General features: G+C 34.0%; 1 pseudogene. It reads left to right on the top strand.

Annotation, left to right across the window (positions count from 1 at the left end):
* Nucleotides 1–208, top strand: a pseudogene (locus KA858_RS12210) (cassette chromosome recombinase CcrB); the annotation flags it as partial.
* Between the last annotated feature and the right edge of the window lie 219 nt (nt 209–427).

Below are 427 nucleotides of genomic sequence, written 5' to 3'. Positions count from 1 at the left end.
GGATAAATCACAGCTCAAAGCTTTGTACCTAACGGTTATTGACCGTATTGATATTCGTAAAGATGGTAATCATAAAAAACAGTTCTACGTTACACTAAAACTCAATAATGAAATTATTAAACAACTTTTCAATGATACCCCACTCGACGAAGTGCTCCTCAGCACTTCGTCTTTATTTTTGCCTCAAACACTCTACTTTCAAATCTAATATCTATGTACTGTCCTTTCGTCATTCAATAACACCCATCTAACGAACCTTTTCAACATACTAACAAGTCACAACTCAATGTGAAGCTTATATTGTATGACGAAAGAACATCCCAAAATAAAATATGAACGGGATAGCAATGGGATTGGATAACTTCAAGTGACAGAAGGATTACGCAAGCGTAATCCCGAAATCCCATTATTATTTATAAATAAATAA

The organism is Staphylococcus sp. GDX8P80P, assembly GCF_017893095.1.
In the GTDB taxonomy this organism is placed as follows: Bacteria; Bacillota; Bacilli; order Staphylococcales; family Staphylococcaceae; genus Staphylococcus; species Staphylococcus borealis.
This window is presented reverse-complemented; position numbering and strand designations above follow the sequence as displayed.